Source organism: Ralstonia sp. SET104 (genome assembly GCF_003851545.1).
In the GTDB taxonomy this organism is placed as follows: domain Bacteria; phylum Pseudomonadota; class Gammaproteobacteria; order Burkholderiales; family Burkholderiaceae; genus Ralstonia.
This window is the reverse complement of sequence record NZ_BHVX01000017.1, coordinates 12,213-35,859: the sequence shown is the minus strand read 5'-3', so window position 1 is coordinate 35,859 and position 23,647 is coordinate 12,213. Positions and strand designations below refer to the sequence as shown.

23 protein-coding genes are annotated in these 23,647 nt (G+C 65.2%); 11 read left to right on the top strand and 12 right to left on the bottom strand.

Going from position 1 to position 23,647, the window contains the following annotated elements; translation table 11 throughout:
• Positions 1–3 precede the first annotated feature (3 nt).
• Genes PSUB009319_RS19035 through PSUB009319_RS19025 form a run of 3 tightly spaced genes read right to left on the bottom strand, consistent with a single transcriptional unit; the run spans position 4 to position 2,977 of the window.
• Complete coding sequence (locus tag PSUB009319_RS19035) at positions 4–975, bottom strand: MlaD family protein (RefSeq protein WP_124383763.1); 972 nt, start codon at positions 973–975, stop codon at positions 4–6.
• Entirely contained in the window at positions 975–1,856 is an 882-nt protein-coding gene (locus PSUB009319_RS19030) for an ABC transporter ATP-binding protein (RefSeq protein WP_124383762.1), read from the bottom strand. Before PSUB009319_RS19030 ends, PSUB009319_RS19035 begins: the two co-directional genes overlap by 1 nt.
• Positions 1,853–2,977, bottom strand: a complete 1,125-nt coding sequence (locus tag PSUB009319_RS19025) for an ABC transporter permease (RefSeq protein WP_124383761.1) — start codon at positions 2,975–2,977, stop codon at positions 1,853–1,855. Before PSUB009319_RS19025 ends, PSUB009319_RS19030 begins: the two co-directional genes overlap by 4 nt.
• Positions 2,978–3,159: 182 nt before the next feature.
• Between PSUB009319_RS19025 and PSUB009319_RS19020 the strand changes: the two genes are divergently transcribed.
• The 3 genes from PSUB009319_RS19020 to PSUB009319_RS19010 all read left to right on the top strand — a co-directional run bounded on the left by PSUB009319_RS19020 (position 3,160) and on the right by PSUB009319_RS19010 (position 5,797).
• A complete protein-coding gene (locus tag PSUB009319_RS19020; protein WP_124383760.1) occupies positions 3,160–4,041 on the top strand; it encodes a biotin--[acetyl-CoA-carboxylase] ligase in 882 nt (293 codons plus the stop codon).
• Positions 4,038–4,919 (top strand): type III pantothenate kinase, encoded by an 882-nt coding sequence (locus tag PSUB009319_RS19015; protein WP_124383759.1) that lies wholly within the window; start codon positions 4,038–4,040, stop codon positions 4,917–4,919. Before PSUB009319_RS19020 ends, PSUB009319_RS19015 begins: the two co-directional genes overlap by 4 nt.
• Positions 4,920–5,020: 101 nt before the next feature.
• Positions 5,021–5,797 (top strand): SPOR domain-containing protein, encoded by a 777-nt coding sequence (locus tag PSUB009319_RS19010; RefSeq protein WP_124383758.1) that lies wholly within the window; start codon positions 5,021–5,023, stop codon positions 5,795–5,797.
• A gap of 10 nt (positions 5,798–5,807) precedes the next feature.
• Here the strand turns inward: PSUB009319_RS19010 and rfaE2 are convergent, their stop codons facing one another.
• Both rfaE2 and PSUB009319_RS19000 read right to left on the bottom strand, forming a co-directional pair.
• Positions 5,808–6,305 carry a D-glycero-beta-D-manno-heptose 1-phosphate adenylyltransferase gene (rfaE2, locus tag PSUB009319_RS19005; protein ID WP_124383757.1) on the bottom strand — a complete coding sequence of 166 codons (498 nt, stop codon included), beginning with the start codon at positions 6,303–6,305 and terminating at the stop codon, positions 5,808–5,810.
• A 74-nt stretch (positions 6,306–6,379) separates the two neighbouring features.
• Positions 6,380–7,234, bottom strand: coding sequence for a ferritin-like domain-containing protein (locus PSUB009319_RS19000; RefSeq protein WP_374704215.1), 855 nt, complete (start codon positions 7,232–7,234; stop codon positions 6,380–6,382).
• Positions 7,235–7,651: 417 nt separating this feature from the next.
• On the opposite strand from PSUB009319_RS19000, the gene PSUB009319_RS18995 reads away from it, so the two are divergent.
• On the top strand, positions 7,652–8,335 hold the full coding sequence (locus PSUB009319_RS18995) for a glutathione peroxidase (RefSeq protein ID WP_124383755.1): 684 nt from the start codon (positions 7,652–7,654) through the stop codon (positions 8,333–8,335).
• Here the strand turns inward: PSUB009319_RS18995 and PSUB009319_RS18990 are convergent, their stop codons facing one another.
• The 5 genes from PSUB009319_RS18990 to PSUB009319_RS18970 form a co-directional block, all read right to left on the bottom strand.
• On the bottom strand, positions 8,336–9,520 hold the full coding sequence (locus PSUB009319_RS18990) for a patatin-like phospholipase family protein (RefSeq protein ID WP_185453503.1): 1,185 nt from the start codon (positions 9,518–9,520) through the stop codon (positions 8,336–8,338). It abuts the gene before it with no gap.
• Between the two features lie 3 nt (positions 9,521–9,523).
• Positions 9,524–10,375 (bottom strand): PhaM family polyhydroxyalkanoate granule multifunctional regulatory protein, encoded by an 852-nt coding sequence (locus PSUB009319_RS18985; protein ID WP_124383754.1) that lies wholly within the window; start codon positions 10,373–10,375, stop codon positions 9,524–9,526.
• A gap of 50 nt (positions 10,376–10,425) precedes the next feature.
• Positions 10,426–11,244, bottom strand: a complete 819-nt coding sequence (locus PSUB009319_RS18980) for an enoyl-CoA hydratase/isomerase family protein (protein ID WP_124383753.1) — start codon at positions 11,242–11,244, stop codon at positions 10,426–10,428.
• A gap of 68 nt (positions 11,245–11,312) precedes the next feature.
• Positions 11,313–12,464, bottom strand: coding sequence for an ABC transporter substrate-binding protein (locus tag PSUB009319_RS18975; protein ID WP_124383752.1), 1,152 nt, complete (start codon positions 12,462–12,464; stop codon positions 11,313–11,315).
• A gap of 85 nt (positions 12,465–12,549) precedes the next feature.
• On the bottom strand, positions 12,550–13,554 hold the full coding sequence (locus PSUB009319_RS18970) for an LLM class flavin-dependent oxidoreductase (protein WP_124383751.1): 1,005 nt from the start codon (positions 13,552–13,554) through the stop codon (positions 12,550–12,552).
• A 112-nt stretch (positions 13,555–13,666) separates the two neighbouring features.
• Here PSUB009319_RS18970 and PSUB009319_RS18965 point away from each other — a divergent pair, with 112 nt between their 5' ends.
• Positions 13,667–14,575 (top strand): IclR family transcriptional regulator, encoded by a 909-nt coding sequence (locus PSUB009319_RS18965; RefSeq protein ID WP_124383750.1) that lies wholly within the window; start codon positions 13,667–13,669, stop codon positions 14,573–14,575.
• Positions 14,576–14,578: 3 nt separating this feature from the next.
• Here PSUB009319_RS18965 and PSUB009319_RS18960 read toward each other — a convergent pair whose 3' ends face one another.
• Complete coding sequence (locus tag PSUB009319_RS18960; protein ID WP_124383749.1) at positions 14,579–15,571, bottom strand: fumarylacetoacetate hydrolase family protein; 993 nt, start codon at positions 15,569–15,571, stop codon at positions 14,579–14,581.
• 82 nt (positions 15,572–15,653) lie between these two features.
• Between PSUB009319_RS18960 and PSUB009319_RS18955 the strand changes: the two genes are divergently transcribed.
• The 4 genes from PSUB009319_RS18955 to PSUB009319_RS18940 all read left to right on the top strand — a co-directional run bounded on the left by PSUB009319_RS18955 (position 15,654) and on the right by PSUB009319_RS18940 (position 19,059).
• Positions 15,654–16,526 (top strand): IclR family transcriptional regulator, encoded by an 873-nt coding sequence (locus PSUB009319_RS18955; RefSeq protein ID WP_374704214.1) that lies wholly within the window; start codon positions 15,654–15,656, stop codon positions 16,524–16,526.
• The gene (locus tag PSUB009319_RS18950; RefSeq protein ID WP_124383748.1) at positions 16,492–17,640 is read left to right on the top strand and encodes a DUF3108 domain-containing protein; all 1,149 of its coding nucleotides are present in this window, start codon (positions 16,492–16,494) and stop codon (positions 17,638–17,640) included. Before PSUB009319_RS18955 ends, PSUB009319_RS18950 begins: the two co-directional genes overlap by 35 nt.
• Before the next feature lie 2 nt (positions 17,641–17,642).
• Complete coding sequence (pcaD, locus tag PSUB009319_RS18945) at positions 17,643–18,482, top strand: 3-oxoadipate enol-lactonase (protein WP_124383747.1); 840 nt, start codon at positions 17,643–17,645, stop codon at positions 18,480–18,482.
• Positions 18,483–18,801: 319 nt separating this feature from the next.
• A complete protein-coding gene (locus tag PSUB009319_RS18940) occupies positions 18,802–19,059 on the top strand; it encodes a DUF3567 domain-containing protein (protein WP_012760982.1) in 258 nt (85 codons plus the stop codon).
• Positions 19,060–19,172: 113 nt separating this feature from the next.
• Here the strand turns inward: PSUB009319_RS18940 and PSUB009319_RS18935 are convergent, their stop codons facing one another.
• The gene (locus PSUB009319_RS18935; protein ID WP_124383746.1) at positions 19,173–19,565 is read right to left on the bottom strand and encodes a rhodanese-like domain-containing protein; all 393 of its coding nucleotides are present in this window, start codon (positions 19,563–19,565) and stop codon (positions 19,173–19,175) included.
• A 163-nt stretch (positions 19,566–19,728) separates the two neighbouring features.
• Here PSUB009319_RS18935 and PSUB009319_RS18930 point away from each other — a divergent pair, with 163 nt between their 5' ends.
• Together PSUB009319_RS18930 and metH are read left to right on the top strand one after the other, a co-directional pair.
• The gene (locus tag PSUB009319_RS18930) at positions 19,729–20,769 is read left to right on the top strand and encodes a homocysteine S-methyltransferase family protein (protein ID WP_124383745.1); all 1,041 of its coding nucleotides are present in this window, start codon (positions 19,729–19,731) and stop codon (positions 20,767–20,769) included.
• Positions 20,770–20,819: 50 nt separating this feature from the next.
• Positions 20,820–23,537 carry a methionine synthase gene (gene metH, locus PSUB009319_RS18925; RefSeq protein ID WP_124383744.1) on the top strand — a complete coding sequence of 906 codons (2,718 nt, stop codon included), beginning with the start codon at positions 20,820–20,822 and terminating at the stop codon, positions 23,535–23,537.
• The last annotated feature ends 110 nt before the right edge of the window (positions 23,538–23,647 follow it).

Genomic DNA, 23,647 nt, shown 5'->3' with positions numbered 1-23,647 from the left:
TCCTCAAGGCTGGCGGGCTGCGGGCGCGGTGAAGCCGGTCTCACCGGGGCCGGGCACACCGGGTGCGGGGCCAAACAGCACGCTCTGCGGCCGGGCGTTGAAATCGGTCACGGCGTGATCGAAGCCACGAACAGCCTGGCGGGCTTCGCGTGCGAAGCCGTTGAGCTGTGGCAGCGTTTCGTAAGTCAGCACATTGGCGGCGGATTGCATCGACTGCGTGGCCGCGGTCAGGTCCGTCCCGGCGCCGGCCAGCGTGCCCATCAGCGGCCCCTTCGGATCAGCCAGCGATTGCGTCAGGTTGCGCGTGGCCACCAGCGTGGAATCAAGGTTGTCGGCAATTTGGGGCAGGCGGCGCATGGTCGGCTCGGCCTGCTGCGCGAGCGTGCTGTAAGCGTCCATCGTCTTCTGGAACGATTGCAGCGACGCCGTGATCTGCAGGCGGTGTTCGTCGTCAAACATGATCGACAGCGAATTCAACGTCTGATCCAGCTTGGAGAGCATCTGGTCGCCGCGCTTGTCCAGCTCGTCAAGGAAGCCGGCTTCCATACGGATGCGCGCGGGGTTCTTGTCCGACGTGGCCAGGTGCATGGGGTTCGGCACGCGCTTGCTGCCGCCGCTGGCCTGATCGAAGCCGCGATCGTCGAGCTGCACGTAGGCGAGGCCCGTCACGCCTTGATAAGCGAGCCGGCCATATGTGGTGGTGGTGATGGGCGCGTCCTTATCGACAAGCACGCGCACCACGATCTGCCCCGGCACCTTGTCGTCAAAGCGGATGCTGTCGACCTTGCCGACGTCCAGGCCGCGGTATTTCACGGCGGCCTGCGGGTTCAGCCCGTTGACGGTCGAAAGCGTGACCACCTCGTACGGCACGCGCACGGTCTGGTCGCGGTTGAACCACATCACCGCCAGCCCGATGAAGATCACCAGCCCGATCGTGAACAGCCCGGCCAGGAATGCGTGGGCTTTGTTTTCCATCAATCCTCCTGCACTGCAAGCGTGGCGGCCGCCACTGCCTCGATCATCTGCGGGCCCAGAGCCATCAGGGCCCGTTTGCCCCGCTCACCCAGGAAGTACTCCTTGATGAACGGATGATCGATCTGAATGATCTGCTCCAGCGGCTTGGCCGCCACGACCTTGCGATCTGCCAGCACGGCAATGCGGTCGGACAGCGCCACCAGGGTGTCCAGATCGTGCGTCACCATCACCACGGTCAAGCCCAGCTCCTGGCGCAACTCGCGGATGAGCGCGACGTAATCGTCCGAGGCGCGCGGGTCCAGCCCGGCGGTTGGCTCATCAAGGAACACAAGCTCCGGCTCCAGCGACAACGCGCGCGCCAGCGCCACGCGCTTGATCATGCCGCCAGACAGGTCCGACGGCATCTTGTCGGCATCGGTGGACTTGAGCCCGACCATCTGCAGCTTGAGCATCGCCACCCGCTGGACAAACGCATCGGGCAGCGTACGCAACTCGCGCATCGGCAAGGCCACGTTGTCGATCACGGAGAGCGCCGAGAACAGCGCGCCGTGCTGGAACTGCATGCCCCAGCGGTTGCGCATCGACTGCAGATCGTTGCCAACCTGGCAGGTCAGCTCTTCGCCAAAGATGTGAATCGTGCCCGAGGTCGGCTTCTCCAGCCCGACCACCTGGCGCAGCAGCGTGGTCTTGCCGCTGCCCGAGCCACCGACGATGGAAAGCACCTCGCCGCGAAACACATCCAGATCGATGCTGTCGAGCACCGTCACCTTGCCGTAGCGCTTGGTGACGTTGCGCACTTCGATCACGCGTTCGCGCGCGGGCGTGATCGCCTCCGACGGCGCCCCGGCGTGCTCGAAATGCGGATGACGGGGCCGCGTCATATTCCGACGTCCTTGAAGAGGATGGCGAACACCGCGTCAGCCAGGATCACGATCGTGATTGCCACCACCACCGAAGTGGTCGTGCCTTCGCCCAGGCTCTGGGTGTTGGGCTGGATGCGCAAGCCGAAGTGGCACGCCACCAGCGCAATCAGCATGCCAAACACCACGCCCTTGCCGATACCGAGCCACAGATTGGCCACCGGCACCGCATCGGGCAGCGAGGTGATGAAATACGTCGGGCTGATGTCGAGTTGAAACTTGGCCGCCAGAATGCCGCCACCCAGAGCGAGCAGATCCGTCCAGGCCACCAGCAGCGGCATGGCGATTGCGAGCGCAATCACCTTGGGCAGGATCAGCCGGAAACCGTGCGAGATACCCATCACGCGCATCGCATCGAGTTCTTCCGTCACCCGCATCACCCCGATCTGTGCGGTGATGGCCGAGCCCGATCGCCCAGCTACCAGGATGGCCGCCAGCACCGGCCCCAGCTCGCGGATGATGGCCATCCCCAAAATGTTGACGATGAAGATGCTGGCCCCGAACACGCGTAACTGGTTGGCCGACAGATAGCTCAACACAATGCCAATCAGAAAGCCCACCAGCGCCGTGATGCCGAGCGCCTTGTAACCCGTGCTGTAGATGTTGGCGGAAATCTCACGCCACGGGCCGCGATGCGGCGCACGCAGGAACCTGCCGAAATCAAACACGAGTTGGCCGACCATGGCGATGCCGTTGCGGGCGTGGTCGAAGAAATCGAGCATGCCTTCGCCCAGGATCGCCACCGGGTTGATGCGCGGCGCCAGGTGCTGCTTCCAGCCGCCGGGGTCGAGCCTGGCAACGCGGTCGATCATGCGGCGCTGGTCGGGGCGGGCGTCGAGGTGCTCGGGCCATTGATTGCCCCAGGCGCGCCAGAGCAGTTGGGCGCCAAAGTGGTCGATGCGGCCGACTTCGGTCAGGCACCACGCGTTGGCATTGTCCAGCCCCGCACGAATCTGCTGGCGCGCGCCGCGCACGCCAGCGCGTTCGGCCAGGGCAAGCGTGGTCCAGTCGCCGGAGAGAAAGGCGACGGAGCGTCCATCGACAACGCGCACCTCAAGCTGCGGTGTACGGCAGGTGATCAAACGGTTCTCCGTAAGCGGTGATGCCGGATATCGGTCGAATTGTAGCCAACGCGCCGCCAAACACTGCCACACTGTGAGGCCCGCGCCCCTTTTAGGCCGCTTGAAACAAGCGCTGGGCCCCTGTTTGCCGCCCCGCTCGTACAATGCGCGCATTCTTAGCGCGAACCTGATCGCCCGCTTTTATGTCTTTTGCCGAACCCTCCGCGCGCTGGCGCCTGGCGCGCGAGCGCATCCAGCCCAGCGGCCCGGCTGCCGGCTGGCCCGTCGATGTGGTCGAGGCCACCGGCTCCACCAACGCCGATCTGATGGCCGCCGTGCGCAATGCCGCCTGGCCTGACAACGCGCCGACTCCCGCCTGGCCTGACGCCGCGCCCCTGCTGGGCGCACGCGTACTGGCCGCCCAGCACCAGACCGCCGGACGCGGCCGCCGGGGTCGCCCATGGAGCGGCGACCACGGCCTCACCTTCTCGATCGCCTGTGCCTTTGCTGGCGAACCAGTACTGCTCGGCGGCCTGAGTCTGGCCGTCGGTGTGGCCGTGGCCGATGCCGTGGCCGGATACGCACAAGCCCGTGGCGGCAGCGCGCACGCCCTCAGCCTCAAATGGCCCAACGATGTGCAGATTGCGGGGCGCAAGCTGGCCGGCATCCTGGTCGAGACCGTGCGGACCGCGCCCGGCCGAACCTGGGCTGTCATCGGCATCGGCCTGAATCTGGAACGACCGCATGAGCTGGAGACCACCTTGGGCCGCAGCCTGTCGGGCGTGGAAGAACTGGTGGATGCGCCGGAGCCGAACGCCGTGTTCTCAGCGCTGCTCACGTCGCTGGGGGAACACCTGCAGCGCTTCGGCACACAGGGCCTGGCGCCCTTCGTCGCACCGTTTGCCGCCCGCGACGCCTTTGCCGGCGAACGCGTGCGCCTGTGGCAAGACGGCACCGTGGTGCTCGAAGGCGTGGCGCACGGCATCGACGCACAAGGCCGCCTGGCGATCGAATCGGGCGGACGGGTGCAGTGGATCCACAGCGGTGAGGTTTCGCTGCGCAGTGCAGACGCGGAGCAACCATGACGCGCCTGAAGGCCTCCCCCGCGCACGCGGCCCCCGCCCGCCCGTTGTTGCTGATCGACGCCGGTAACACACGCATCAAATGGGCGTGGATCGCCGGTGGCGCCGATGCCGAACTCGCCCTGCCCGAAGAGCCGGGCGGCACATCGTGGCAGCACGCCGGCGCGCGAGCGCATGATCGATTGGCGGAGCTGGTGGAAGATTGGCGCGATTGCCACGCTCGCGGCGTCGCCCCGCCCGAGGTGTGGATCAGCGCGGTGGCCGGCCCGGCACTGCGCGATGCGCTCACCGCACGCATCGCCCGCGTATTCGACGGCGCGCGCGTATGCATTGCGGCATCGGAAGATGCCACCGCCGGCCTGCGCAATGGATATCGCGACCCCACGCAGTTGGGCACCGACCGGTGGGTCGGCGCGGTCGGCGCGCACCATCTGTGGCCCGACACCGCGCTGCTGCTGGTGACGGCAGGCACCGCCACCACACTCGACATCGTCACGCCCGACGGGTTGTTTGCCGGCGGCCTGATCCTGCCCGGCCTCACGCTGATGATGCGTTCGCTGTCACGCAACACGGCGCAGTTGCCCGAAGTGGATGCCAGCCACCTGAGCGCAGATGATGTAGTCGCGCCGCCTTGGGCCGACAACACGCAGGATGCCATCGCGCTGGGCTGCGTCATCGCCCAGGCGGGCGCGATTGCGCAAACGTGGATGGCGCTGCAGAAGCAACATCCCGGCCCGGCACGCTGCGTGCTGAGCGGCGGGGCGCGCGCGGCGCTCGGGCCGCATCTGCGCATGCCGTTCCAGATGCACGATAATCTCGTGCTGCTCGGCCTGCAGGTGCTGGCGCGCGCGCACCGGAACGGCGCCGCGACGCTGGCCTAAACGCAGTCGACCGGGTTGCTTCCGTCTTACGTTCTACCGTTGTTGCTGTCGCCGTGTTCCTGCATTCCGAGCCACCGTCCGAATCCACGTCCGTTCGCACCATGACGCTTCGTCTCGCCCTGCTGCTTCTGCTGCTCGTCAACGGCGTTCTGCTCGCGGCCAATACTGGCGTGTTTGGGCCAGAGGTGTCGAAGGCCTGGTTCGAGAGCGAGCGCGAGCCGGATCGCATGCGCCGCCAAATCCGCACCGAAGAGATCCGCATACTCGAACCGGCGCCGGCATCATCGCCGGCCGTACCCAGACCAGCGCCAGGATCGGCACCGGAATCAGCCCGTGCTGCATCCGGCGCGCAGGCCAGCGTCGAACGCACGGCCCTGAGCGCCGCCGACACAATCGCCAACAAAGGCAGTTGCACCGAACTCGGCGGCCTGACCGAAGCGCAGGCCACACGCGGCCTCGACCAGATCAAGCAACTGGCCGGCGTGCAGGTTGAGCGCGTCACGCGCCAGGAAGACAACCGCTGGTGGGTCCACATGCCGGCCCGCGACACGCGCGACGATGCCGAGCGCAAGGTAGCCGAGCTCAAGCGCCGCAACGTGGCCGACTCGGCCATCGTGCAGGAAGGTAATACGTTTGTGGTGTCGCTGGGCCTGTTCCGCGACAAGGAGCGTGCGCAGCAGCTTCTGGACGAACTGCGCGCCAAGGACGTGCGCACCGCCGTGGTAACGCAAACGCGCCGGCTCGGCTCGCAGACGACGCTGCGTGTGACTGCCACCGCCGATGCGGCCTCGGGCGTTGCGACACAATTGGCCGCCCTCAAGAAGACACTCGGCGCCGAAGACCTGCACGCTTGCGCGGCGGTCACGGCAGCACGCTAACCACGCAGGATCAGGACGTCGCGCGCACGCGCTTGAGCAGCGCCGTCGTCGAGCGGTCGTGCTCGAATGGAATCGCCAGCGCTGTGCCGCCCCAGCCGCGTACGACGCGCGTTTCTTCGAGCGCATCGATGTCGTAGTCGCCGCCCTTGACGTAGATGTCGGGGCGCACGCGTTGGATCAGCTCGACCGGCGTGCGCTCGGCAAACAGCACCACCAGACTCACCGCTTCAAGCGCGGCCAGAACGGCCAAGCGATCGTCCTGCGTGTTGAGTGGGCGATCGTCGCCCTTGCCCAGCATGCGCACCGACGCATCGGTGTTCACACCCACCACAAGTGAAGCCCCCAAGGCACGCGCCTGCGCCAGGTATGTCGCGTGACCGCGATGCAGGATGTCGAACACGCCGTTGGTAAACACCAGCGGACGCGGCAAGGCACGCACGCGGGCTTGCACATCGGCGGAGTCGCAGATCTTCTGTTCAAAGGCGGGCGCGGGCTGGCGAGCGGTCATGGCGGAAACGAAATCGGAGTGGAAAACAAAACGGCCCATCGAATCGATGGGCCGCTCACTGCCAGTGGCAAGGATCAGGCAGCTTGTTCGGCCGAGCCGAGCAGACGAGCGTTGAGTTCCTTGCGGTAGCGGTTCAGGTCTTGCACGGTTTCAAAAGTGCGCTCGAACAGCAGACCCATGTTGTGCAGGATGCGCTCGATGACCTTCTTTTCCCAGCCGGCGTCGAACTTGATCTGCTCGTCCAGCCAGTGCTCCAGCCAATCCGGGTTCGGCAAGCGCGACTGCACCGTGTCTTGCGGGAACAGCGCCTTGTTCACGTGCAGGTTGGTCGGGTGCAGCGGCTTTTCGGTGCGGCGGGCCGAAGCCATCAGCACGCCGATCTTGGCGAATGCGCTGCGGGCGTTGTCGCCAAACGTGCCCAGGTACTTCTTCATGTAGCGCAGATAGGCGCCGCCGTGGCGGGCTTCGTCCTGCGACAGGTGCTTGTAGATCGCCTTGATGACCGGCTCGGTGTGCCATTCGGAGGCGCGGCGGTACCAGTGGTTCAGGCGGATTTCGCCGCAGAAGTGCAGCATCAGCGTTTCCAGCGGCGGGGCCGGATCGAACTCGAAGCGCACGTTGTGCAGCTCTTCTTCTGTCGGCACGAGGTCCGGGCGGAAGCGGCGCAGATATTCCATCAGCACCAGCGAGTGCTTCTGCTCTTCAAAGAACCACACGCTCATGAACGCCGAAAAATCGGAGTCGTGGCGATTGTCACGCAGGAACATCTCGGTGGCCGGCAGGGCGGACCACTCGGTGATGGCATTCATCTTGATGGTCTGCGCTTGCGCGTCGGTCAGTAGCGACGCATCGAACGTGTCCCACGGAATATCCTTTTCCATATTCCAGCGGACCGCTTCCAACGACTTGAACAATTCGGGATAGAGCATGGTAAGCCTTTGAATTTGCAGGCGGATTCTAGCAGACATGCTTGACCGGCCCCGGTTTTTCATGGTTGCCGCGACAAAGTTCCGTGTCTGCCCGTTTCCTCGTGACAACAGGCCTGCCGGTGCCACAACTGCAACGTGGCTTGGCGACCCCCTCGTGCGCAATGCTGGTGCGCGTTGTCTGCGCGTTGTCTCGCGGTACGCCGCGATGTGATCGTCGGCACGCTGGCCGCCGTCTTTTGTGTGGGATCGGGCCCGCCGCCCGGCGAAGTCTTCAGTATAGGAAGCGCTGCAAACCGTGCGGCGAATCGCGTGCAATGCATGCCGCACATTTCGCAGGGCGCGGCCCCGCAGCGTTATACCCTAGACTGAAGACAAACCTCGGCTCGCCAGCTGAGTGCCCGCTTTTGGAGATTCGCCATGTCGTTTTCTGCCATCGTTTTCACGCGTCGCTCGCGTCTGCAGTTGCACGCGTCGGGCGTTCTGCGTCGGCACCATTTGCTGATGATCGCTATTGCGATTGCCATTGCCATCATCGCGTTGCTGCTGCCACGCACAGGCCACGCTGCCGCGCCCACTGCACACATGCCGGCTGTAACGGGCACTTGCCCCGCCAGCCTGAATTTTCGCGTCAAGCGCCTGCAGGATGATGCGCCGCAAGACCTTTGCCAGTACGCCGGGCGCGTCGTGCTGGTGGTCAACACCGCCAGCTATTGCGGCTACACGCATCAATACGAAGGGCTGGAAGCGCTGTACGCGAAGTACCGTGACAAGGGCCTGACCGTGCTCGGTTTTCCGTCCAACGACTTTCAGCAGGAGCCCGGCAACAGCAAGCAGATCGCCGACTTTTGCTACAACACGTACGGCGTGAAATTCCCAATGTTCTCGAAGACGGCGGTGGTGGGCGCGGGTGCGTCACCACTGTATTCGTGGCTGGCGACGCAGACGGGCCAGCCGCCCAAGTGGAACTTCCATAAATACCTGCTGGACCGCACCGGCCGTGTGGCAGCGGTGTTCCCGAGCAGCATCGAGCCGAACGACCCGACACTCATCAAGCGCATTGATGCACTGCTGGCTGAACCTTCGACACAATCGTCGCGCTGATTACGCAGCGCGCATCGTGTCCGGAATCACGCCGTACAGGAACGCGGCCAGCTCATCGCGGCGGGCTTGTACATCGCGCTCGCCCAGGTCGATCAACTCCTGCGTGAACTCGGGTTCAAACAGCAGGTAGCTCGCGAATGCCGCGCCGCGTGCTTCGGTACCGCCCAAGGGCTTGAGCAACGCCCGCACAGTGCCCGGCAGGCGCTGCACGTGGCGCGAGGCCATCAGTTCGATGCGCTCGGACGGCGCCATCACCAGCACTTCGATCTTGCGCCAGCCATCGCGCGCGTCGGCAATCTCGGGGTTGCGGGCCACCATGGCGTTGACGTGCTGCAGCCGCTCAATATCCGCCGAGAGCCCGTCAAGAAAGATACTCGCCAGCGCCTGCCCGGCAATCTGCGCAAGTGACGGATAGCCCGATGCCGGCACCGTGTCGTACCAGCCCGGCTGCGAGCGCGATGCAGCACCGACCACCAGAATGCGATTCGCGCCCAGATGAATGGCCGGGCTCAATGGCGACATCTGGCGCATCGTGCCGTCGCCGAACCATTCGTCGTTGCCTTCAAGCTGTACCGGCTCGGCCGGAAACACGAACGGGATGCTCGACGACGCCAGCATGTGCGACACGCCGATCTCGTCCGACACCGCAATCCGCTGCGAACGCCGCCACGGCAGCACGAGGTGCGGCGACTGATAAAACGTGACGTGGCGCCCGGTGGTGTACGACAGCGCCGTGATGGCGAGCGCGCGCAACGCGCCCGCATCGAAGGCGGCCTGCACCTGCTGGCCATCGTGCTGAGATTCCAGCAGTTCGCGCAGCGGCGTGTTGTCGAACAGTGCGCGCGGTGTGTGGCCGGTCATCCAGCCGAACGCCAGTGCGGTCAGCCAGCGCGCGCCGCTGGAACCCACGCGGCCGACGTCCGTGCGATAGACGCGATCGGCATGCAGGCCGCCCCAAAGCTGCGTGAGCGCCTCGGTGGCAAGCGTGAAATCCTGTGCGCCGCGGGCCAGACCCAAACTGTTGATCGCCCCCGCCGAGGTGCCGCAGATAACGTCGAACGGCGTACGTGCCACATCCGGCGCATAGTCGCGCGCCAACCGTGCGATGCCGCGCAGCACACCCACCTGATAGGCGGCACGCGCGCCGCCGCCCATCATCAATAGCGCCGTACAGTCTGTCGACATCGATCAAGGCGTGTCGTTGGCGGGCTTGCGCGGCGCTGACTTCGCCGGCGCTTTTTTGGCAGCCGCCTTCTTGGTGGCCGGCTTGGCCGTGCTGCCTGCTGATGCCTTGGCGGCCGGCTTCGGTGCCGGCTTGGCGGCAGCGCGCTTCGGTTTGGCCGGTGCCGTCTTTTCTTCAATGTCTTCCGGCGCGGCATCCAGCCCTTCTGCACCCGGCGCGCCACCAAACCCTGGGAACCCGCTCGGGAAACCCGGCATCAGGTTCTGCGGCATCGGCATGGCAGCGGCAGCGGAACTGGCGATCTGGTTGAACTGCTGCTGCAGCATGTTCCACCAAGGCGCAGGGTCCAGTGCGGCGGCGGCGGCGCGTGCGGCTGCCTGGGCCTGCGCAGCGGCCTGCGCCTGAGCGTTCTCGGCGCGGGCTTCGGCTTGGTCGTCGTCGGTATCTTCTGCTGCTTCGGCTTCGTCTTCGGGCGGCGGTTCGGCGGCAGTGTGCGGCCAGGCAGGCTTGGATCCTTCGTCAGGCTTGGAGGCGGCCGGTGTCAGGCCATCAAACGCGGACTTCATGGCATCCGGCGTCAGCGCGGAGCCGAAGGTCTGCAAGGCCACCAGCGTCGCGCGCTGCACTTCCAGGCCCTGGATGGCGGTGCGCAGCAGGCTGGCGTTCAGTTGCAGCCAACTCTCCACGGCGCGCAGGTCGTGAATGCGCTTGTCGATTTCCTCGAGGTCCATCGGCGGCGCGGCAAAACTGGCCACATTGGGCAGGGCACCGCCGGCCATCCCCGCAAAGCCGCCGCCCCACAGCTTGCGCAGAAAATCAAAACCGCCTTCGGCAAAATTGGGCATCTGGGTAAACATGGTGTCTCCTACAAATCGGTCTTGGGTCGGGCGCGCTCGCGTGTCTGCAATCAGGTGCCGTTGAACGTGGGCGGACGCTTCTGGCGCAGGCTCGCAATGCCTTCGCGCACATCCGGGCCGGCAAAGCCCACGAATTCCAGCGCCAGCGATGTATCAAAACTCGGGCCCGCCAGGCGCAGCCAGTTATTCAGCGCGTACTTGGTCCAGCGGATGGCCGTTTGCGAACCGGCTGCCAGACGCTCGGCAACCTCGAACGCGCGGTTGACGAGCTCCGATTCCGGCACCGCCAGCGAGACCAGGCCGATGCGCTCGGCTTCTTCCCCGGTCATGGATTCGCACAGCAGCAGGTAGTACTTGGCGCGAGCCATGCCGCACAGCAGCGGCCAGACAATCGCCGCGTGGTCGCCTGCCGCCACACCCAGGCGCGTGTGGCCGTCGACGATGCGTGCATCCTTGGCGGCGATGGAAATATCGGCCAGCAATCCGGCCACCAGCCCCGCGCCCACGGCCGGGCCGTGCATGGCGCTGACGATGGGCTTGTCGCAGTTGATGACGTTGTAGACGAGGTCGCGCGCCTCGTGCCAGACGCGCGTGCGCACGTCGAAGTCTTCAGCCATCTGTTCGACGAGGTGCAGATCACCGCCAGCCGAGAAGCCCTTGCCCTCGCCGCGGATGAGTGCGACGCGCACCGAGGGCTCGGCGGACACATCGCGCCAGATCTCCGCCAGTTCACGGTGCAGGCCGGCATCGGCAGTGGACAGCTTGCGATTGGCCGACTGCGCCGCCCCCATCACGATTTCGAGGATGGGGCCGTGCTGCACGAGCGTCAGCGCCTGGTAGCGGGCAAAGCGGGGGGCGAGCGAGGTCATGGCGTCTGAGGTTATGGGTCAAGCATAGCGGATGAGATCGGGCGTGCAACGCAGGATGTGCCCCACGGTCACTTCGCGGTATCGGCCAAGTGCCATTGGCTCCGGCGGATCTGCGCCATCACACGGGCGCGCTGGTCCAGCCCCACGTGGTCTTGCGGGCTCATGCTGACCACGCCGGTGCTGGTGGGCAGGTCGCGCACCTGCTCCAGTGCATCACGCAAGGCTTCCCGAAAGGCTGGTGTGCCGGGCCTGGCACGCTTGAGCGCCACCGGCGCCGCGCGCTGCAACAGCAGGCCAATGTCACCCGTATAGGCCGCGAAAATCGACACGCTGCCCTTGCCGAAGGCCGCCTCGTAGCGCCGCGCGAAATCCAGCGCCTGTTTCTTTGCTGGGTTGGTGTCGGGCAGTTCGGCAGCGACCATCACAGGGCCGGTCGGCACGTAAGCGCCTTCGCAATCCTTGCCGCACAGCTTGACGAAATCGTTGTTGGAAACGCCGTGGTTGAAATAGATCTTGCCGATATAGCCGCGCTCGGCCAGCGCGCGGGCTGGCAGCGCCGCAGGCGTGCCGGAGCCCCCAACCACCACCGCGTCGGGCTTGTTGGCCAGCAGGCGCAGCACCTGCGCGGTCACGCTGTTGTCGGTAGGCGAAAAACGTTCGGTATCGGTAATGCGAATGTGCTTGAGGTCGGCAAATCGCTGCACCTCCGCCAGGAAGGCCTCGCCCAGCGCGTTGGCAAAGCCGATGTAGGCGATGGTCTTCACGCCGTGCGCTGCTGCGTGCTCGGCAATGAGCGACGCCATGTGCGAGTCCGAATGCGGCGTCTTGAAGATCCAGCGGCGCCGCGCATCCATCGGCTCTATCAGCCGGGCGGATGAGGCCAGCGAGATCACCGGCGTCTTGCCCTCGGCCGCCGCGTCGATCATCGCCAGCGTATTTGGCGTGGTGGAAGAGCCGACGATGACATCCACGTTGGACTCGCTCATCAGCTTGCGCGTGTTGGTGACAGCGCGCGTGGTGTCGGACGCATCGTCCAGCACGATCACATCGACCCGCTCGCCACCGATCTCGCGCGGCCACAGCGTGGTGGCGTTCTTCTCGGGCTGCCCCAGCGAGGCCTGCGGCCCGGTGGCCGACACCGTGACCCCGATGCGAATATCCGCCAGCGCGGCGGAAGACAGCAAAGCCAGACCAACCAGTACGCCAGCACGTCGCTGCATGGGGGGTTTCCTCCCGTGGTTTGGCAAAGAGCGTAGCGGTTTTGCGGCGGTTTGGCGATGCGGGGCGACCCAGCTTCGCCAGAATTCAGGCGGCGAGCGCGGTGATACCGGCCCGCGGCAACGCATCTTCGGTCAGCGCGCGCATCGATTCGAGCACGGCCGCTTGCGGCATCAACCCGAAGTTATGTAGCGCCATCACGTGATCGACGCCCATGTCGGACAGCCGCGCGAGCTTCTCGGCCACCGCGTCGGGTGTACCGAACAACGACAGGCCGCTGGCCAGCACATCGTCGTACGTTTGCCGGCGCGCATAGAGCCGCGTGGCGACGTACAGGTCGAACGGCGCAGCAGCAGTTGCACGCACGGCGGCTTCGGTCGGGCCCACATGCGTGTGCAGCGCGACGGCCGCCATGCCGCGCGTGTCGGCAATGCCCGCTTCTGCCAAGCCGCGCCGGTAGTCGTCCATCAGTGTGCGGATGTCGTCAAAGCGCTCCACCGAGGCATACGGCACGAACAGCATGCGACGCCCCTGCCGGCCGATGTGATACGCCGCCTCGCGCCGCAGGATCGCCACGTGGATTGGCACCCGGGCCTGCACCGGCTGCACGTTCAGGCGCACGTCGCGCAACGCGTGGAACCGGCCTTCGTAATGCACGCGTTCACCGGAAAGCAAACGTTCGACCAGCATCAGCGCTTCGTCAAAGCGCTCGCGCTTGAGGGCGGGGTCAACGTCGTAGCCCTCGAACTCGTGCTTGAGATAGCCAGAGCCCACGCCAAGCGAAAGCCGCCCGCCCGAGAGCGCATCGACCATCGCGTAGTTCTCGGCCACGGTGGCCGGGTGGTGGAAAGTCAGGATCGAAATGGCCGTGCCCAGCCGCAGCCGCTGTGTCTGTGCAGCCAGGTGCGAGAGAAAGACCGCCGGATTGGGTACGGCGCCGTATTCATGAAAGTGATGCTCGGCGACCCAAAAGGTGTCGTAGCCGAGCGCCTCTGCGTGGCGGGCCTGAGCGATGACGTCTGCGTAGAGTTGCGGCAGACTGCGGGGCCGGTCGGGATAGTGGTCCTGCACGGAAAAGATCGACAGCTTCATGGCGTCTCCGGGTTCTCGGTGTCCAGTGTCTTTTCCAGCGCGCAAGGCCGCCGCGCCGGTTGTATCTTTTTGCGTAACGCGTATCTTATAAAGCGACACCCGAGACTTCAAGATGCCCATCGACGACAGCCTGCCGCCGGACGAACCGCCTGCCCAACTGAGCGCGGAAGACACCACCCCCGAACGCACGAGCGCCGGCATCCAATCCGCCGAGATCGCGCTGACCGTGCTTTCGGCGATGGCGCACGCGGGTGGCGCGCACGCCGTCTCCGAATTGGGCCGGCAGCTCGGCATGCCGCGCGCGAAAGTGCACCGCTACCTCGTGTCGCTGGAACGCATGGGCTTTGTGGAGCAGGATCCCGCCTCCGCCCGCTATCGGCTGGGCGCGCAGGCGCTGCAGGTGGGGCTGTCGGCGTTGTCCGATGTGGACTTTGTGCGCGAAGGCAGCAACCTGCTGCCCAAGCTGGCCGAGCGGCTGAACGAGAGCGTGTTCCTGTCGATCTGGACAACGCGCGGTCCGGTCATCGTGCGCTGGGAAGACGGTGGTCGGCCGGTGGCTGTGAATGTGCGGGTGGGCTCGGTCATGCCGCTGCTGAATTCGGCCACGGGTCAGGCGTGCGCTGCGTGGATGCCCGAAATCCAGATCGTCTCGCTCATCGACCGCGAACTGCGCGGCCCCGGCGCCGGCAAGGCCGGCCTGACCGACTGGCTGAACTGCCGCGCGCGCTGGCAGGCGGTCCGCCAGGAAGGCGTGGCGCGCATCGGCGGGACACTGGTGCACGGCATCGACTCCGTGGCCGTGCCGGTGCTGGATGCGCAGGGCAGGCTGGCAGGCGCGATTACGGCGCTGGGGCTGTCCAGCGTGTTCGATTCCAGCCTGGAGGGGCCTGCCTCGCGGCTGCTGCGCGAGGCGGGGCGAACGCTGTCGCTGCGCCTGGGGTATCACGGGCAGGCGCTGGCAGGGGGTGCTGCGGCACCCAAGCGCGGGCGCCGCCAGAGGCCCGCACCCGAATCCGCGTAAGTCTTACGCTTGCGTGCCCGGCGCGACGACTTCCTGGTCGATCGCCCCGAAAATCGACACGCCGTTCGCGTCGAACATCTCGATCTTCACCGTATCGCCGTAGCGCATGTATTCGGTGGTGGGCGCGCCGGATTCGATGGTCTCCAGCATGCGTTTCTCGGCAATGCACGCGTACCCCTTGCTGCGGTCCACGTTGGAGATCGTGCCCGAACCGACGATGCTGCCCGCACGCACGTTGCGCGTCTTGCAGATATGCGCAATCAGTTGGCCGAAGTCGAACACCATATCGGTGCCGCACTCGGGCTGGCCAACCTTTTTGTTGTTCCAGCGCACGGTCATCGGCAGATGCACCTTGCGCTCGCGCCAGGCGTCGCCCAACTCGTCGGGCGTGATGGCCACGGGCGAAAACGCCGTCGCCGGCTTGCTCTGGAAGAAGCCGAACCCTTTGCCCAACTCCGCCGGAATCAGGTTGCGCAGCGATACATCGTTGGCCAGCACGATCAGGCGGATGCCATCGGCGGCGGCGGCGGCATCGCTGCCCATCGGCACGTCGCCGGTGATGACGGCCACTTCGGCCTCGAAGTCGATGCCGAATGCTTCACTGCGGCAGACGATGGGGTCATGCGCACCGGCCAGGTCATCCGAGCCGCCCTGGTACATCAACGGGTCGGTCCAGAACTCGGGGGGCATCTCGGCGCCACGGGCGCGGCGCACCAACTCGACATGGTTCACATACGCTGAGCCGTCGGCCCACTGGTAGGCGCGCGGCAGCGGCGCCATGCAGTTGGCTGCGTCGAACGCAAACGGGTGACGCGCACGGCCCGCGTTGAGCTGGTCGTAAAGATCCTGCAGTTGCGGCGCGTGGAATGCCCAGTCGTCCAGCGCGCGCTGCAGCGTGCCGGCGATGTGCGTGGCGAAGTGAGCGGTCTTCAGGTCGCGCGAGACCACGGCCAACTGGCCGTCGCGCGAGCCATCCTTGAGGGTGGCGAGTTTCATGTGCGTTGTGTGGAAAAAGGCTGCGCGGATGGTACACCTTGCATCAGCTAAACTGGCCCGAACTGATCCATCCCCCATCACCATGTCTTCGCTGCCCGCTGACACTGATCTCGATCTGGAGTCCGATGCCGATGGCGAGCTGGATGCGCCAGCCCGCTCGGGCATCCAGTCCATCGAAGTCGGCTTTCGGCTGCTGGAAGTGCTCACGCATGCCAACGGCCCGATGATGTTGCGCGACCTGGCGCGTGCCGCACCCATGAACCCCGCCAAGGCGCACCGTTATCTGGTGAGCTTTGCACGCCTGGGGCTCGTCACGCAGACGCCTGAAGGCCACTACGACCTGGGCCCCTTTGCGCTGGAAATGGGCCTGGTGAGCCTGAACCGGCAAGACCCGATGCGCCGCGCCCGGCCCGCCGCTGCCGCACTGCGCGACGAGATCGATCACACCATCGGCCTGGCCGTGTGGGGTAACCAGGGGCCGGCCATCGTCCACTGGGAAGAGGCCAGCCACCCCGTGACAGTCAGCCTGCGCCTGGGCGACGTGATGCCGATGCTGAACTCGGCCACCGGCCGCGTGTTCGGTGCCTACTTGCCGCGGGCGCAGACGCTCTTGTTCATCGAGCGCGAACTCGACCGCGTTGCGGCCAAGGGGGATATCCCCGGCGCCGAGAACCCCGAGCTGCCACAAACGCTCGAAGCCTACGACGCCATCTGCGCCGATGTCCGTCTGCGTGGCGCCTCGCGCATCCACGGCGGCGTGCTGCCCGGCATCAACGCGATGTCGCTGCCGGTATTCGACGCCAACGGCCAGTTGTGCCTCGTGCTGATCGCCCTGGGCGCGCAAAGCACTTTCGACACCACTTGGAGCAGCCCGCTGGAGCGGCGCTTGCGGCTGGCCGCACAACAGCTTTCCTCCGATCTTGGATACGTTGCACCCACCCCGCCCCAATCCTGACGAACGAAATACCGACCGCGCGCAAACTCGCCTGCGTGGTATTGGTCGCTTTCGTCGGCTCAGCCGATTCGGGCTCGTGCTGCTGGCCGTGCTCGTACTCCACGTCATCGCCGTCGTGTGGATTGCGCGCAGCCATCAGGTGACGTGGCCACCCGCGCCGGAGCAGATCATCCCCGCGCTGCTGCTCCAACCCGCACCGGTCCAGCCTACGCCACCCCCGGCCACCGCGCCAAAACCACGGGCCGTCTCGCCGCATCCGCATCCTCGGGCGGCACCCGCCCCGGCGCTGGCGCCGACCCCGTCTGCGCCTGACCTGGCAACCATGGACCCCTCCGAGTTCAACAGCGCCGGCGCTCAAGCCTCGGCCGATACCGGCGTGATTACCGATCTCAGCGGCGAAGGCCCCAGCGTGCCGCCTGCGCCGCCCGGCGATGGCTTCTCGCTGCCGCCATCGGCCACGCTGCGGTACGCCACCTACGTCAACGGCGTACGCAACGAGGACGGTGTGATCCGCTGGGCAACCGATGGCAAAACTTACACGCTCGCCGTTGAAATTCCGCTGCCATTGTTCTTCGGCACGCTCGCTTTCCGCAGCGCCGGGACCATCGGCGCGTATGGCCTGACCCCCGCTCGCTATGAAGAAGTGCGCGGGCGCAGACAACCCGACGTGACGACCTTCCACTACGCCGTCGATCGTGCCCTTGCCTCAGGCGTTCAGAGCGCACCCACCGTCACTTTCACGCGCACACCTGCCGTGCTGCCACTGCCTGAAGGCACGCAGGATCGCTTCAGCGTCTTCCTGCAATTGACGGGATTGGCGCGTGGCGGACCCAAGCGCATCGCCAGCCCCGGCCTGACGCTGGAATTCCCGATCGCCGATACCGACAGCGTGGAGGTCGCCCGCGTTCAGCACGTCGGCGAAGAGACCATCGACACCCCGAACGGCACGATTCGTGCGCAACACTTCATACGGCTGCCGCGCCGTGCAGATGACAAACGGCGCGTAGAAATCTGGCTGTCCGCCGACCACGGTTGGCTGCCAGTACGCCTGCGCCAGACCGAGCCCAACGGCATGCAGTTCGACCTGGTCTACCAGTCCCAGGAAGGAGGCTGACCATGAACGCCAACGCCCTCCCCAACACCGGCGCAGTGCGCGCCAACGGCATCGACATCCATTACCGCATCGACGGTGCTGATGGCGCGTGGGTCGTGCTTGCGCATGCGCTTGGCGTGGATCACCAGCTATGGGACGGCATCGCCCAGCGCTTGGCGACCCGCTACCGCGTCCTGCGCTACGACGCGCGCGGCCACGGCAAAACCAGCGCCCCCCACGGCGCCTACACGCTGTTCCAGATGGCCGACGATGTGGCCGGCCTGCTCGATGCACTGTCGATTGAACGGGCGCATTTCGTCGGCCTGTCGATGGGCGGCATGGTCGGGCAGGTGCTGGGCGTGCGGCACGCGCAGCGGCTGCTCTCGCTCGCCCTCTGCGACACCGTGTGCCACACGCCGATTTCAGCGCACGCCATGTGGGACGAACGCATCGGCCAGGTCCAAGCGCACGGCATGAGCGGCATCGTCGAACCTACGATGCAGCGCTGGCTGACCACACCGTTTCGCGAAGCCCATCCCGACGCTGTTGAACGCATCCGCGAGTTGCTGCGTGCCACGCCGCCGCACGGCTATGTGGGTGCCTGCACCGCCATCAAGGCGCTCGACACGCGCAATTCGCTCGCGCGCATCGCCTGCCCAACGCTTGTCGTGACCGGCGAACACGACACCGGCGCCCCGGTGGAAGTGGCGCGCGAGATCACCGCGCACATTCCCGACGCGCGTTTGAAAGTGATTCCGCACGCAGCCCACCTGTCCCCCATCGAACAGGAGGAGGTCTTCCTCACCGATCTGGATGAGTTCCTCGGGCACGCAGGATGCGGGAGTCAATGTGACACGCCATGAAACCTGCTTGCCCTGCCGATAGTTGCAAGCGCCCCGCACACGGCACGTCGTCTACCCGTCGAATGGCGGAAGGCGGCTTGCTTCTTTCGATGCAGGAACGGAAAGGTCTTGTTACGCGATCACAACGCACGTCACACATTTCGCCTCGCATTTGCGAACTTTGTGGCCAATCATGAAGCCCAAGGAACAGATGGGGCAGAGCGATCATGAGGCGGGAGTTGATCGGCCCTTGAAGTCATGATCGTGGGCCCCATCTACCCGGTGCAGCAGTAGAGCAGTCCCCACAACAGCAAGACGATTGACGCCTCGGAGGTGCACCATGCAAATGATCTACAACAGCGACAACTACTGTGTTGTCGAGTTCGGTGTAGACGGCCAACACGCCATGCTGGCAGCGGGCGGCTACGAGATCGTGGACAAGAACCTCAAGCGTGAAATTTTCCTCGGCGGCGAGCTGGCCGAGCACTTCCGCGAGGACGTGAAAAAGCTGATCGCCAGCGAACCCACGGTCGAAGAAGTCGACGACTTCCTTGGCAAATTCGATACGGTGATGACGCAGCCGGTCACGATGCACTGAAGTGCCGCGCGGGCAAAGCTGCCCGCCAGACGGATCAACAAGAAACGCCCGGAGCGTGGCGCCGCCGGGCGTTTTTTCATGTGTCGATCAACTATCGCGCCGATAGTTTTGGCCTAGCACTGCTCCCACGGCAGGCCAGCATGGCGCCAGCCATTGAGCGTGTTGCGATGGCGCGTGCCGTCCAGGTCGCCCTCGAAACCGTGGCGCACGACGTAGACGTCACGAAAACCGGCTTCTTCCAGAGCATGCGCGGCCGCCGCCGAGCGATTGCCGCTGCGACAGATCAGCACGATCGGCCGTTCAATGCCGTGGCCGGTCAGCTTGCGCACCGTCGGCACGAATTCCGGGTTCACCTCCCAGTGCGGGCCGTCGTTCCAGGAGACGTGATGGGCGCCGGCCGGATGACCGACAAACAGGTGTTCCATTTCGCTGCGACAGTCGACAAAAAGCGCGGCGGGCGTGCGTTGCAGGAAAGCGTGGGCGTCGGTCGGATCAAGCAGTTGCATGGCGGGCGTCAGCGCGGGGCGAATGGCGTGATGTGGATTATAGGAGCGCGATTGCCCAAAACGGCGGCAAGTCATTGATGCGACTGGTAAAATTCCGCCTCGGCCGTCAATCCTGCCGCAAATTTTGAATATCTGACCGGCTGCCGCACCTCGGAGTCTCCTCATGACCGCGCCCCTGCCCTACACCCGTGCCGCCAACCTGCCCGCGCTGCTGCGCGAGCGCATCCTCATCCTGGACGGCGCGATGGGCACCATGATCCAGCGCTACAAGCTGAACGAGGCGCAATACCGCGGCGAGCGCTTTGCCGACCACCCGATCGACGTGAAGGGCAACAACGAGTTGCTGGTGCTCACGCGTCCCGAGGTCATCCGTGAGATCCACGAGCAGTATTTGGCCGCCGGTGCGGACCTGATCGAAACCAACACCTTCGGCGCGACGACCATCGCGCAGGAAGACTACAAAATGGCCGACCTGGCCTACGAGATGAACGTGGTGGCCGCCCGCCTTGCGCGCGAGGCCTGCGACAAATACAGCACGCCCGAGAAGCCGCGCTTCGTGGCCGGCGCCTTCGGCCCCACGCCCAAGACCGCCAGCATCTCGCCCGATGTGAACGACCCCGGCGCGCGCAACGTCAGCTTCGACCTGCTGCGCGATGCGTACTACGAGCAAGGCAAGGCGCTGCTCGAAGGCGGCGCGGATGTGTTCCTGGTCGAAACCATTTTCGACACGCTCAACGCCAAGGCCGCGCTGTTCGCCATCGACCAGCTCTTTGAAGACACCGGCGAGCGCGTGCCCGTGATGATCTCCGGCACCGTGACGGATGCCTCGGGCCGCATCCTTTCGGGCCAGACGGTTGAGGCCTTCTGGAACAGCCTGCGCCACGCCAAGCCGATCACCTTCGGTCTGAACTGCGCGCTGGGCGCGGCGCTGATGCGCCCGTACATTGCCGAGTTGGCGAAGATTTGCGACACCGCCGTCTCGTGCTACCCGAACGCTGGCCTGCCCAACCCGATGAGCGACACCGGCTTTGACGAGACGCCCGAAGTCACCTCCAGCCTGGTCGACGAATTTGCCGGCGCCGGTCTGGTGAATCTGGTGGGCGGCTGCTGCGGCACCACGCCCGAGCACATCAAGGCGATTGCTGACCGCGTTGCCAACCGCAAGCCGCGCGCTTGGCCGGGCCAGTACAAAGAAGCCGCCTGAGCCCTGACAGAACGCCCGCACACTGCCGTCCCCATTTGCATCAGAAGATCATGACCGACCACCCCATGCGCCTCTCTGGCCTCGAACCGTTCAACATCGGCGAGAGCACGCTGTTCGTCAACGTTGGGGAACGCACCAACGTCACCGGGTCCAAGGCGTTCGCGCGCATGATCCTGAACAGCCAGTTCGACGAGGCACTGGCCGTGGCGCGCCAGCAGGTCGAAAACGGCGCGCAGGTCATCGACATCAACATGGATGAGGCGATGCTCGATTCCAAGGCAGCGATGGTGCGCTTCCTGAATCTGATTGCATCGGAGCCCGATATCGCGCGCGTGCCGATCATGATCGACTCGTCCAAGTGGGACGTGATCGAGGCGGGCCTGAAGTGCGTGCAGGGCAAGGCGATCGTGAACTCGATCTCGCTCAAGGAAGGCGAGGAACAATTCGCCCACCACGCGAAGCTGATCAAGCGCTATGGCGCCGCCGCCGTGGTGATGGCGTTCGACGAGCAAGGTCAGGCCGACACGTACCAGCGCAAGACCGAAATCTGCAAGCGCAGCTATGACTTCCTGGTGAACGAAGTCGGCTTTGCGCCGGAAGACATCATCTTCGATCCGAACATCTTCGCGGTGGCCACCGGCATCGAAGAGCACAACAACTACGCGGTCGACTTCATTGAAGCGACGCGCTGGATCAAAGAGAACCTGCCGTATGCCAAGGTCAGCGGCGGCGTGTCGAACGTGTCGTTCTCGTTCCGCGGCAACGACGTGGTGCGCGAGGCGATCCACACCGTGTTCCTGTACTACGCGATCCAAGCGGGCATGGACATGGGCATCGTCAATGCGGGCCAGCTCGGTGTGTACGAGAACCTCGACCCCGAACTGCGCGACCGCGTGGAAGACGTGGTGCTCAACCGCCGCCCCGATGCCACCGACCGCTTGCTCGAAATTGCCGACCGCTACAAGGGCGGCGGCACGAAGCGTGAAGAAAACCTCGCCTGGCGCCAGGAGCCGGTGGAAAAACGCCTCGCCCACGCGCTCGTGCATGGCATCAACGACTACGTGGTCGAAGACACCGAAGAAGTCCGCCAGAAAATCTTCGCAGCCGGCGGCCGTCCGATCCAGGTGATCGAGGGCCCGCTGATGGACGGCATGAACATCGTGGGTGACCTGTTCGGCGCCGGGAAGATGTTTCTGCCGCAGGTGGTGAAGTCCGCCCGCGTGATGAAGCAAGCGGTGGCGCACCTGATTCCGTTCATCGAAGAAGAAAAGCGCCAGATTGCAGCCGCCGGCGGCGACGTGCGCTCGCGCGGCAAGATCGTCATCGCCACGGTCAAGGGTGATGTGCACGACATCGGCAAAAACATCGTCACCGTCGTGCTCCAGTGCAACAACTTTGAAGTGGTCAACATGGGCGTGATGGTCCCGTGCAACGAGATTCTGGCCAAGGCCAAGGTCGAGGGCGCGGACATCATCGGCCTGTCGGGCCTGATCACGCCGTCGCTCGAAGAGATGGCGTACGTGGCCTCCGAGATGCAGCGCGACGAATACTTCCGCGTGAAAAAGATCCCGCTGCTGATTGGCGGCGCGACCACGAGCCGCGTGCACACCGCCGTGAAGATCGCGCCCAATTACGAGGGCCCGGTGGTGTATGTGCCCGACGCGTCGCGCTCGGTGAGTGTGGCGTCGAGCCTGCTGTCGGATGAAGGCGCTGCGCGCTACGTTGAAGAGCTGCATGCGGATTACGACCGCATCCGCACTCAGCACGCCAACAAGAAGGCGCAGCCGATGGTGTCGCTGGCCGCCGCGCGCGCCAACAAGACCAAGATCGACTGGTCCAACTACACGCCGCCCAAGCCCAAGTTCATCGGCCGCCGCGTGTTCCGCAATTACGACCTGAACGAACTTGCGCAGTACATCGACTGGGGCCCGTTCTTCCAGACGTGGGATCTGGCCGGCAAATTTCCGGACATCCTCAACGACGAGATCGTGGGCGAATCGGCCCGCCGCGTGTTCTCCGACGGCAAGAGCATGCTCGCGCGCCTGATCGCCGGACGTTGGCTGACGGCCAACGGCGTGATCGCGCTGCTGCCCGCCAACACCGTCAACGACGACGACATCGAGATCTATACCGACGAATCGCGCTCCGAAGTTGCGCTCACGTGGCGCAACATCCGCCAGCAGAGCGAGCGCCCGATCATTGACGGCGTGATGCGCCCGAACCGCTGCCTGGCGGACTTTGTCGCGCCCAAGAGCACCGGCATTGCCGATTACATCGGCCTGTTTGCCGTCACTGGCGGCATCGGGGTGGAAAAGCGCGAGAAGCAGTTCGAGGCCGACAACGACGACTACAGCGCGATCATGCTCAAGGCCCTGGCCGACCGCTTTGCCGAAGCCTTTGCCGAATGCCTGCACACCCGCGTGCGCCGCGACCTGTGGGGCTACGCGCCGGATGAAACCCTCGACAACGACGCGCTCATCCGCGAAGAGTACAAAGGCATCCGCCCCGCGCCGGGCTACCCGGCCTGCCCGGAGCACACCGTCAAGCGCGACATGTTCCGCGTGCTCGACGCGCAGGAGATCGGTATGAACCTGACCGACGCACTGGCCATGACGCCAGCCGCTTCCGTGTCGGGCTTCTACCTGTCGCACCCGGACAGCACGTACTTCACGCTGGGCAAGATCGGCCAGGATCAGGTAGACGATATGGTCGCCCGCAGCGGTGAAGACCGCGCCTTTGTTGAACGCGCCCTCGCCCCGAATCTCTGATTCTGTGACAAGACGTTTAAGACATAGTGTGTACCGCACTGTGTCTTGCGTCCGCAAACCGTTATCAGCATTGGCTCTGCCGGCGTTTCAAGAGGGGCGATCCTTACATT

Excerpts from the sequence above, each read along its gene's own strand:
- PSUB009319_RS18930 (WP_124383745.1), top strand. The coding sequence starts at position 19,729 with ATGACCGCGCCCCTGCCCTACACCCGTGCCGCCAACCTGCCCGCGCTG.
- PSUB009319_RS19020 (WP_124383760.1), top strand. The coding sequence starts at position 3,160 with ATGTCTTTTGCCGAACCCTCCGCGCGCTGGCGCCTGGCGCGCGAGCGC.
- PSUB009319_RS19035 (WP_124383763.1), bottom strand. The coding sequence starts at position 975 with ATGGAAAACAAAGCCCACGCATTCCTGGCCGGGCTGTTCACGATCGGG.
- PSUB009319_RS18990 (WP_185453503.1), bottom strand. The coding sequence starts at position 9,520 with ATGTCGACAGACTGTACGGCGCTATTGATGATGGGCGGCGGCGCGCGT.
- PSUB009319_RS18985 (WP_124383754.1), bottom strand. The coding sequence starts at position 10,375 with ATGTTTACCCAGATGCCCAATTTTGCCGAAGGCGGTTTTGATTTTCTG.
- metH (WP_124383744.1), top strand. The coding sequence starts at position 20,820 with ATGACCGACCACCCCATGCGCCTCTCTGGCCTCGAACCGTTCAACATC.
- rfaE2 (WP_124383757.1), bottom strand. The coding sequence starts at position 6,305 with ATGACCGCTCGCCAGCCCGCGCCCGCCTTTGAACAGAAGATCTGCGAC.
- PSUB009319_RS18955 (WP_374704214.1), top strand. The coding sequence starts at position 15,654 with ATGTCTTCGCTGCCCGCTGACACTGATCTCGATCTGGAGTCCGATGCC.
- PSUB009319_RS19000 (WP_374704215.1), bottom strand. The coding sequence starts at position 7,234 with ATGCTCTATCCCGAATTGTTCAAGTCGTTGGAAGCGGTCCGCTGGAAT.
- PSUB009319_RS18935 (WP_124383746.1), bottom strand. The coding sequence starts at position 19,565 with ATGCAACTGCTTGATCCGACCGACGCCCACGCTTTCCTGCAACGCACG.
- PSUB009319_RS18975 (WP_124383752.1), bottom strand. The coding sequence starts at position 12,464 with ATGCAGCGACGTGCTGGCGTACTGGTTGGTCTGGCTTTGCTGTCTTCC.
- PSUB009319_RS18995 (WP_124383755.1), top strand. The coding sequence starts at position 7,652 with ATGTCGTTTTCTGCCATCGTTTTCACGCGTCGCTCGCGTCTGCAGTTG.
- PSUB009319_RS18940 (WP_012760982.1), top strand. The coding sequence starts at position 18,802 with ATGCAAATGATCTACAACAGCGACAACTACTGTGTTGTCGAGTTCGGT.
- pcaD (WP_124383747.1), top strand. The coding sequence starts at position 17,643 with ATGAACGCCAACGCCCTCCCCAACACCGGCGCAGTGCGCGCCAACGGC.
- PSUB009319_RS19015 (WP_124383759.1), top strand. The coding sequence starts at position 4,038 with ATGACGCGCCTGAAGGCCTCCCCCGCGCACGCGGCCCCCGCCCGCCCG.
- PSUB009319_RS18970 (WP_124383751.1), bottom strand. The coding sequence starts at position 13,554 with ATGAAGCTGTCGATCTTTTCCGTGCAGGACCACTATCCCGACCGGCCC.
- PSUB009319_RS19010 (WP_124383758.1), top strand. The coding sequence starts at position 5,021 with ATGACGCTTCGTCTCGCCCTGCTGCTTCTGCTGCTCGTCAACGGCGTT.
- PSUB009319_RS18965 (WP_124383750.1), top strand. The coding sequence starts at position 13,667 with ATGCCCATCGACGACAGCCTGCCGCCGGACGAACCGCCTGCCCAACTG.
- PSUB009319_RS18960 (WP_124383749.1), bottom strand. The coding sequence starts at position 15,571 with ATGAAACTCGCCACCCTCAAGGATGGCTCGCGCGACGGCCAGTTGGCC.
- PSUB009319_RS19030 (WP_124383762.1), bottom strand. The coding sequence starts at position 1,856 with ATGACGCGGCCCCGTCATCCGCATTTCGAGCACGCCGGGGCGCCGTCG.
- PSUB009319_RS18980 (WP_124383753.1), bottom strand. The coding sequence starts at position 11,244 with ATGACCTCGCTCGCCCCCCGCTTTGCCCGCTACCAGGCGCTGACGCTC.